The organism is Microcoleus sp. CAWBG58, from assembly GCF_020883045.1.
GTDB lineage: Bacteria > Cyanobacteriota > Cyanobacteriia > Cyanobacteriales > Microcoleaceae > Microcoleus.
Map to the genome: position 1 here is coordinate 1 of NZ_JAHRFA010000169.1, position 4,241 is coordinate 4,241.

Consider the following 4,241-nt stretch of genomic DNA (forward strand, 5'->3'; position numbering starts at 1 on the left):
TCGCTTAAAAGCGAGATTTGGGCATTTCCAGCAAATATGGAGCGCCAGGGGGGAACATACGAGCATTCCTTTACGTGGACATCCAAGTACGGCAGCGTAATTACCTCCGCCTTAGACGCTTGCACTACCGACGGTATCAACACTGAGGGTTTGGTTGCCAATTTGCTGTTCCTGGTAGAATCGGACTACGAACGAAAGCCAGAGCAACCAAAATTGACAAAAAAAATGTCAACTGCGGCATGGGCGCAATACTTCCTCGATAGTTTCGCCACGGTCAAAGAGGCGGTTGAAGCTATGAAACATGACGATTTGTTCGAGGTGGACGCGCCCGTCATACCGGACGGCAGCAATAAGAAAAGTACAGTTCACCTGTCAATTTCCGACGCAACTGGCGATTCCGCAATTTTCGAGTACGTAGGCGGCAAGCTACAAATCCACTACGGTAAAGATTATATCGTGATGACCAATTCTCCGACCTACGACAAACAACTGGCAATCAACGAATACTGGAAAAATAAGGATGGCATGATCGTGCTGCCCGGTACTAACAACGCCTCGGATCGATTTGCCCGTTGCTCGTTTTACCTATCGGCAGTCCCGCGCGATAATGTCAACGATGTACGCACAGCTATTGCAACCACCTTTAGCATAATTCGCAATGCCAGCGTGCCGATCGGGCTCATCGTAGACCCCGAAAAGCCCAATCTTGCCTCCACACTTTGGCACACCGTTTCCGACCACAAGAACCTCGTTTATTACTATGCAAACACCCGCAGTGCGAGTGTCTGTTGGATCGACCTCAAGGAATTAAATCTTGCCGATGGTTCGGGAGTGCGGAAAATCGATATGCTCGAAGAAGTGAATACTCTCGAATGGTCGGAAAAACCCAAAAAGCCGGTAATAATCGAAAAGTGGGAGCTGGGCGGCGACCTCACCGATCAATTTGTACCGACCGCTCCGTTTGAATTCTTGCCTCACCCTTAAGTGTCAACGCGATCGGGTCAGGTATAGGCTTTCTGGGATAGGTGAGGTATGCCAAATTTTAGGTACATCAAGGTTTTCGACCTTTGATACCTCATCTTCTTGAGCGATCGCCGAGCCAAAGTTTCTGGATCGGGTTTGGCTTTGGTACGGCGATCGCCATACCAACAGGGGTCGAGGTTCAATTCCCGCCATCAATGTTCTTACAGGACGGCTTGAGAAAGTTCTTTTCCAGAGAAGCCGCAGGAAACATAATGCCGGGCTTTTTTGTGGGACGGTTCAGCGTATTGAATATCCGATCCCAAAATCCTTGAATGCCGTAGTTTCCCTTAAAGCGAGAGTGGTGGAGATCGTGAAAATCCGAGTCAATGAAAAATATTGACAGAGAACTGTGACCTTCCAAATTGTAAGCATTGCCGATAACAGTCCAGGCGCACAATTGAGTAATATCGTATCCGAATACAAAAACAGGCAAAACGTCTGTAATGGTGACGATAGCATATTCAAGCAGGCTTTTATGACCGGCTACAAAACTGGATTAATCCTGGAATTCGTGATGTTTGAGGTGTATTTCCTGCAAGAACTTTTTGTGAAAGAGCCAATGAATAACGTAAAAGCAGAAATCCGCAGCAATTATTCTCATCAAGAACCATTCAAAATTTAAGAGCCAGCTATTTCCTCAATGAACTTCAGGATCTAGGGAGAGGATAATCGCTGCTGCTGCTAAACTTTTAATTTCTCCGACCAGGATTCCTTTAGCAGTAAATGCAGGGAAAGGTTGTTCTTTCACTTTCTTGATTCTGACATTGAATCTTTGCCGCCAAGTCTCGTTAGTTTTAATAATTTTTTCTATAAAAACACCAATGCTGTAGAATGAAACCGACCCAACAAGCCAGTACAGCAAAACCTCGGCGGTAAAGTTGAGATGGAATTTGTTCGAGAGCCAATAAATTAACTGCTGGACTATGGTACAAGCAACAGCTACTTTGATGAAAAACTCTATTTCAAAAAACAAATTAAAGATTTTTACTGTTAATTTATCCTTTGAAGACCCAGTTTTTTCAGGACAATTATTGAGTGGGTTCGGGAACTGAGAATTGGGTTCAAGCATTAGAATAACTTAGTATTTTTCGAGGTAAGCGAGCTAGATAATGTTTGTATTCAGTATTTCATTCTCCTATTCGCTTCATTCTATTTTATTTGCTGTACGACCAGCACCATCAATAAACGGAACCAAGCCGCACAGCCATCCCCTGCACAAAAAAACACTGCATCCTTTCAAGAACCTGCTGGAAGGGTTAAAATGCACCACTTCGGAAACAGATTTCAATCGAGTTCGTCCTTGATATTTCTTTACTTATAACTAATACAAAGAGTTGGTATCGCTTGCGCCTGTAACTGAGTCCCCAAAAATGCTGGTTGCATTTCCTTTGGTTTTTAGCGCATTTGGTCTCAGCAGAAATTTAACTTTAGCCGATACATTTTTTGGCGTGTCAATAAAAGCCCAAAAAACAAAAAACTGGTCGTTTGTTCGCTGCAACTGTTTTTGTCAATTTGTGCGGTATTAAAATACTCATACAGCAGTATAAATAATAAATTTTACGTTTGTCAAGTTAAAATTGTGCTGAGGGTATCATCTGCAAGCCCTACATATGATTTCTGCAAGTTTCCCATACCTTTCATTTGCGGGAATGCCAGCATCGGTTAGGTAAAGGCTTTTAACACTCCCGCACTACCCACAGGATTCAATTTTACCTGCAACTGATATATTGCTTTTCGCGCGTGCAACATCTCGAAAGCGGCTGAGGGGATTAGCGCTTCTGGGCGGTTTTGCAGTCTTCAATGCTACGCGCGCACTGCACTCTCAAAATCTTGATAGTTTGACATACTCCCCAGCGTTAACGCACGGGGATTCTTGACACCTCACGCCCGATGTGCCACAAGTGGTCTTATCTTCTCTGTGTCCGTTTATAGTCGTGGAAATGCCCTATCCCGATTTTGTTTATATTCTTTGCTGCATTCTCATTTCGTAAGGATTCAGGTAAACAAGAGTGAGCGTGAGAGCCGAAAAATATGGTAATATAGTCAGATGAGCGAAAAGTCAGAGGTAAGGATTCAGGTCTAAAAACTTGCAGATCCAACGCTTGTCTGGTAAGGGTAAACGACTGTTAACAATTTACCTAGACTTACCTATGATTTAGCGAGTAAAATCTGTGTAAATCACTGGATGAATTGATGAGTATTAGTCAGAGCCGCTCCCGCTTAAAGCCCGCTCGTCTTGACACGATATGGCGCCCTGAAAAAGAAGGCATTCATAGAACGTCGATCGCCACAGATGGGGGATACAGGCGATATAGTCTAACATAGTAAAGAACGAGCCGCACTGAAAGGGAGAATCAATGGCTACCCTAACTTATTGCAAAGGCTTGCCCACGCCAGTGCACGAGCTTAACGAACTCGGAAAAACAACTTTCGAGATGTTTTTGGAGGCTTACGCCCCGATTTTTAGGACTGCAAGCATTGAAACAGTCGATCGCTTACTTTCAAATAGAGAGTTCAAGAAATCCGATTGGAACACGCACTTACAGCAAACCTACGGCATCAACAAGCGCCACGCCAATGGTGTAATCAGTTCTGCGAAGGGTCGTGTAGACGGCGCAAAAGAACATAGGATTTTACACCTGAAAACTCTTGAAGTCAAGATTAAGTCCATTAGTGCGTGGCTCCAGAAAGCTGAGCGTAAGTTGGCATTGGCTCGTAAGTTTTATGCCAAGAAAAAATGGGCTAACTCAAAAACAGGCTGTAATTTTTCCATAGCTTGCTCGCTGCAATATAAATCCACAAACTGGCAGAATTTACGCTTTCAAATTCACAATAAAAAGCGTAAGCTGACATTGTTAACTAATAAACTAAAACACTTAAGACTTAAACCAGTCAAAGTATTCATCCCCTATGGCGATATGTTGCTTGTCGGCTCAAAGGATGAGTCTTTTGGCAATCAGGTTTGTCAGTGGGATGGAAATCAAATAACTTTTCGAGTTCCCAAATGCTTAGAGTCACGATTCGGAAAAACTATATCCTCTCTGATTGGTGATTTCAATCGCAGCATCAACAGACTACCAGAATCTGGCGCTAAAACTTGGCATTTCTACCGCAAAAATGGCAAGTGGGTTGTCGCCGTGCAATTTACCCCAAATCCCGGGTCGCAGGTTTCTCTTGAGAGAATGTATGGTTGCATTGGTATCGACATGAATCCCGGT

At 43.7% G+C, this 4,241-nt stretch carries 5 protein-coding genes and 1 pseudogene; 3 read left to right on the forward strand and 3 right to left on the reverse strand.

From position 1 onward, the window contains the following. A partial coding sequence (gene bsh / locus QZ918_RS32990) for a bile salt hydrolase (protein WP_293343290.1) occupies window positions 1–984 on the forward strand: 984 nt, incomplete at its 5' end. 17 nt (window positions 985–1,001) lie between these two features. Here bsh and QZ918_RS32995 read toward each other — a convergent pair. After that, window positions 1,002–1,166, reverse strand: coding sequence for a hypothetical protein (locus QZ918_RS32995; RefSeq protein ID WP_293343293.1), 165 nt, complete (start codon window positions 1,164–1,166; stop codon window positions 1,002–1,004). Beyond that, window positions 1,163–1,456 carry a sterol desaturase family protein gene (locus tag QZ918_RS33000; protein WP_293343296.1) on the reverse strand — a complete coding sequence of 98 codons (294 nt, stop codon included), beginning with the start codon at window positions 1,454–1,456 and terminating at the stop codon, window positions 1,163–1,165. The genes QZ918_RS32995 and QZ918_RS33000 overlap by 4 nt, the downstream gene beginning before the upstream one ends. Window positions 1,457–1,498: 42 nt before the next feature. Here QZ918_RS33000 and QZ918_RS33005 point away from each other — a divergent pair, with 42 nt between their 5' ends. After that, window positions 1,499–1,645 carry a hypothetical protein gene (locus QZ918_RS33005; RefSeq protein WP_293149394.1) on the forward strand — a complete coding sequence of 49 codons (147 nt, stop codon included), beginning with the start codon at window positions 1,499–1,501 and terminating at the stop codon, window positions 1,643–1,645. A gap of 15 nt (window positions 1,646–1,660) precedes the next feature. Here the strand turns inward: QZ918_RS33005 and QZ918_RS33010 are convergent, their stop codons facing one another. Then, window positions 1,661–2,092 (reverse strand): hypothetical protein, encoded by a 432-nt coding sequence (locus tag QZ918_RS33010; RefSeq protein WP_293149392.1) that lies wholly within the window; start codon window positions 2,090–2,092, stop codon window positions 1,661–1,663. A gap of 1,288 nt (window positions 2,093–3,380) precedes the next feature. On the opposite strand from QZ918_RS33010, the pseudogene QZ918_RS33015 reads away from it, so the two are divergent. Next, window positions 3,381–4,241, forward strand: a pseudogene (locus tag QZ918_RS33015) (hypothetical protein); the annotation flags it as partial.